This is a genomic window from Autumnicola edwardsiae, from assembly GCF_031846505.1.
GTDB classification, from domain to species: Bacteria; Bacteroidota; Bacteroidia; order Flavobacteriales; family Flavobacteriaceae; genus Autumnicola; species Autumnicola edwardsiae.
This window is the reverse complement of the sequence record NZ_JAVRHP010000148.1, coordinates 1-4,467: the sequence shown is the minus strand read 5'-3', so window position 1 is coordinate 4,467 and position 4,467 is coordinate 1. Positions and strand designations below refer to the sequence as shown.

General features: G+C 38.1%; 7 protein-coding genes. 6 read left to right on the top strand and 1 reads right to left on the bottom strand.

What is annotated here, in order from left to right:
* Positions 1-320 (bottom strand): FAD-dependent oxidoreductase (locus RM529_RS15955; RefSeq protein ID WP_311485743.1); only part of this gene is annotated, 320 nt, incomplete at its 3' end.
* Positions 321-758: 438 nt separating this feature from the next.
* Here RM529_RS15955 and nhaC point away from each other — a divergent pair.
* From nhaC to RM529_RS15925, 6 genes are all read left to right on the top strand, one after another.
* On the top strand, positions 759-2,240 hold the full coding sequence (gene nhaC / locus RM529_RS15950; protein WP_311485742.1) for a Na+/H+ antiporter NhaC: 1,482 nt from the start codon (positions 759-761) through the stop codon (positions 2,238-2,240).
* Between the two features lie 194 nt (positions 2,241-2,434).
* Positions 2,435-3,073, top strand: coding sequence for a peroxiredoxin (locus RM529_RS15945; protein WP_311485741.1), 639 nt, complete (start codon positions 2,435-2,437; stop codon positions 3,071-3,073).
* Between the two features lie 18 nt (positions 3,074-3,091).
* On the top strand, positions 3,092-3,406 hold the full coding sequence (locus RM529_RS15940; protein ID WP_311485740.1) for a thioredoxin family protein: 315 nt from the start codon (positions 3,092-3,094) through the stop codon (positions 3,404-3,406).
* Positions 3,387-3,635, top strand: a complete 249-nt coding sequence (locus RM529_RS15935; protein ID WP_311485739.1) for a DUF6952 family protein — start codon at positions 3,387-3,389, stop codon at positions 3,633-3,635. The genes RM529_RS15940 and RM529_RS15935 overlap by 20 nt, the downstream gene beginning before the upstream one ends.
* Positions 3,636-3,768: 133 nt before the next feature.
* Complete coding sequence (gene tpx, locus RM529_RS15930) at positions 3,769-4,269, top strand: thiol peroxidase (RefSeq protein WP_311485738.1); 501 nt, start codon at positions 3,769-3,771, stop codon at positions 4,267-4,269.
* Positions 4,269-4,467: diacylglycerol kinase family protein (locus tag RM529_RS15925; protein WP_311485737.1), on the top strand; the 199-nt coding region annotated here is incomplete at its 3' end. The genes tpx and RM529_RS15925, both read left to right, overlap by 1 nt.

Below are 4,467 nucleotides of genomic sequence, written 5' to 3'. Positions count from 1 at the left end.
TTCTTATCCATCAGGAATTTGACTCCGTCACAAGTCTGGCTCACTACAGAAGATTTACGCTTCATCATTTGCTCCAGGTTCACCTTAATATCCCCGGGAATATCGATCCCATGCTCTTTAAAGTGCTCTACAGCATCATGATAATGGTGAGAGGAATCCAGTAAAGCTTTACTTGGGATACAACCTACATTTAAACATGTACCTCCAAGGGTTGGGTATTTTTCTATGATTGCAGTTTTCATTCCCAATTGTGCGCAACGTATGGCCGCCACATAACCTCCGGGACCTGAACCTATTACCGCAACATCATATTTACTCATAATTCTATGTTTTTTATGTTGATTTTTTAACAAATTGGTCACAAAAGTACGACTATTCTCTTCAATGAACAACGTTGCAGAGCGGCTTTGTAAAATTTTAAGAACTACTGTGTTGGCTACAACTACTTAATTATGTAATTAGTGAAAAATACTTAATAATATAAGTGTTTTTCAAATGGAGACATCTCTTTCTGACATATCCAAAAAGTAACTGAGGAACATCGAAAAAAAATTGTGGAAATAAATCATCTTTCTTCTTCACGTTTTTCCGGAAGAATATTAATACTTGCTCATTTTTGTTTAAAATCGTAACATTACAGGCTAAACAGGTAAAGAGAGAGTACATAAAGCACTGAAGGGGTTATTTTTTACATAACGAGCCGTTCTTGCTACAATAAATATTTCTCTCACCTACACTCAAGAAACCCTAAACACCTGATGGAAAACGAAAATACCTCCTTTAAAAATGAAAAAATCGAAAAAAACAGGGAGCTGAGTATTGGGGAAGCAATGATCCCGGTCTTTGCACTTATTGCCATGCTGGCTTTTAATGTTTTTGTTTTTAAAGATGCGGCGCTTGATGGTTCCAATCAGTTTATTCTTCTTTTGGGTGGTGCCGTTGCAGCAATTGTAGGTTACTTTAATAAGGTAGACTATGATAAAATGATAGATGAAGTTGCCGGAAATATACAGAGTACCACAGGGGCAATTTTAATTCTATTAATGGTTGGTGCACTTGCCGGAACCTGGATGGTGAGCGGCATTATACCCACCATGATTTATTATGGACTTCAAATTCTTAATCCGACTATATTCCTGGCCGCTTGCGTGATTATTTGTGCTGTTATCTCTGTCGCCACGGGAAGTAGCTGGACCACCTCGGCTACCGTGGGGATTGCGCTTATAGGAATTGCCGAAGCATTAGGAATTTCTGTAGGAATGACTGCGGGGGCTATTTTATCTGGTGCTTATTTTGGAGATAAACTTTCTCCGTTAAGCGATACTACCAACCTGGCACCTGCCATGGCCGGGACAGATTTGTTTACCCACATCCGATATATGACCCTCACCACAGTGCCGACAATTATTATTACACTTATTATTTTTGTAATTATAGGGTTTAATATTGATACTTCAGGAACTACCGATACTTCTGCTATTTTAGGTTCTATAGAAGAATCTTTCAGGATTTCGCCCTGGCTCTTTTTAGTTCCGGTAATAGTTATTGCTCTAATTGTAAAAAAGACATCGCCTTTAATTGCCCTTTTAATCGGAACTTTACTGGGAGCCCTTGCCGCACTGATTTTTCAGCCAAATATTGTTGCACAAATCGCGGGTACCGAAAATCTTGATTTTATAAGTGGTTACCGGGGAATTATGCAAGCCATTACTGTAGATACCGCAGTAGAAACCAGTAACGAAAACTTGAACGATCTTTTCTCTTCCGGTGGAATGGCCGGTATGCTGGGCACGATCTGGTTAATTATCTGCGCCATGGTCTTTGGAGGGATAATGGAAGCCATTGGCGCGCTGGCAAGAATCAGCAAAGCGCTTTTAGATATGTTCAATACCGTTTTCGGGTTGTTTGCAAGTACGGTTTTTAGCTGTCTTGCGCTTAATTTAACTGCTTCAGATCAATACCTCGCTATTGTTGTGCCGGGAAAAATGTTTGCCCAGGCATACCGGGATAAGGGACTTGCTCCTGAAAATTTAAGCCGGTCCCTGGAAGATTCAGGAACCGTAACGTCGGTACTAGTTCCATGGAATACCTGCGGCGCATATCATAGTGGTGTTTTAGGTGTACCTGTACTTTCTTATTTTGGCTATGCATTCTTCAATTACCTGAGTCCGTTTATGACCCTCATATTTGCTGCTTTTAACATAAAAATCAGGGAATTAAAGGAGAAATCTGTCGCATAAAAAATTCAAACTTCCTAATTTCACAGTGGTTTTCAGGTGAAATAGAATTATTCTATTTTATATTTTAATCATCATAATGAAATCCTATTATCTCATAAAGAATTAAAATTTCAAATCCTTTATTTATTGCACTCATTCTCTAAATTTGCAGCAGATTTAAAAAACAAAAACAAACTTTAAAAATCAATTATACTATGGCATTAGTAGGAAGAAAATTTCCAAATTTAAGCGTTAACGCAATGAATGATATGGGCGACACTTTTAAGATCAACATTCTTGAAGAAGCTCAGAAGAATAACAAAAAAGTACTTCTTTTTTGGTATCCCAAGGATTTTACCTTCGTTTGCCCTACAGAACTTCACGCTTTTCAGGAAGCAATGGAAGAATTTGAAAAAAGAAATGTAATGGTAATAGGTGCGTCCTGTGATACTCCCGAGGTTCATTTTGCATGGCTTAATACACCTAAGGACAATGGAGGGATTGAAGGAGTGACTTATCCAATTCTTGCAGATTCCAATAGAAACCTTAGCTCAAGATTAGGTATACTTGATATCTCTAACGAATCCTACGATGAGGAAACAGGAGATTTAACTGTAGAAGGTGACAATGTTACTTATCGTGCAACTTACCTTATAGACGAAGAAGGAACGATCTTCCATGAAGGTGTGAACCACATGCCACTTGGTAGAAACGTGAAGGAATTTCTTCGTTTAATAGATGCTTATACTCACGTACAGGAAAAAGGAGAAGTGTGTCCTGCAAACTGGGAAGAAGGTAAAGAAGGAATGAACGCAAACAGAGAAGGCGTTGCTTCTTACCTAAGCGTAAACTAAAAAAGGAGAAAGACTGTTATGGTAAAAGAAATAGAAAGCGATAATCTAAGCGAAATAGTTGCTGATAATGATACGGTTGTTGTGCAATACATGGCCGGATGGTGCGGTAACTGCCGGTTAATGAAGCCAAAGTTTAAAAAACTGGCTTCAGAAAACGAGAATGTAAAATTCTTAATGGTAGATGCCGAAAAATTTCCGGAGTCAAGAAAAATGGCTAACGTAAACAACCTTCCAACTTTTGCAACCTTTAAAAGTGGAACTTTCGTGAACCAGGTTCAAACCAACAAATTTGAACCATTAAAAGACTTAGTAAATGAAGTTACCGGTAATTAAACACCTTCAACGCAATAACGAAGTTGAAAAACTGGAAAACACCATTGAAGTATTGGAAAACTTCACCGAACACAGATCTGTTTCTGACGAGGAAATGGATGTAATTGGAGAATTACTTACCAATCTTTGTGGAGCCGTTGAGGTTCATAAAATGATAGAAAATGGCGATTCTGAAATGGACGCTGCAAATAATTTTGTGAAAAAAGTATTAGGTTCTATAGATAAGTAGACCGCTTTTTATCATGAAAACACAAGTTGAAAAAAGGCTGCTTTTAGTTAAAAGCAGCCTTTTCTGTTTTATGATAATTTTAGTATTACTCAAAGAGTTTAATCCTAAATTTATGTTTCAAAAAAAATTACTTATGTCACAGATAACTTTCAAGGGAGAAAAAGTCACAACTTACGGTGATCTTCCTGCCAAAGATGAAAGAGCCCCACATTTTGAATTGGTAAAATCAGACCTTTCCACAGCGACTTTAAATGATTTTAAAGGAAAACGTGTGGTCATGAATATATTTCCAAGTATAGACACAGGAGTGTGTGCAACTTCTGTAAGAAACTTTAACCAAAGAGCTTCAGATTTAAAAAACACTGTTGTACTCTGTATTTCCAGAGACTTACCCTTTGCACAACAGCGATTTGTGAATGATGAAGGCCTGGAGAACGTAATCAACTTATCAGATTTTAAAGAGAGAAATTTCGGAAAAGATTATGGACTTGAAATGTTGGATGGCCCACTTGAAGGCCTCCTCTCGCGTGTGGTCATTGTTCTGGATGAAAACGGAAACGTAATTCACAGCCAACAAGTACCGGACATTGCTGAGGAACCTGATTATCTTGCTGCGCTAAAAACACTCTTATAATGAGAGATAGTTTCCTCGGAAAACGTATTAGAGGAGGAGGCTATGCAATGAAGGGTGCCTGGTTGTTGTTAAGACATGAACCAAGCATCCAGGTGCAATTTGCAATAGCAATTGCTGTGACTGTTGCAGGATTTTATTTTGATATTACCAGGACAGAATGGCTTTTCCAGATCACCGCTATTGGATTGGTAATGGGGG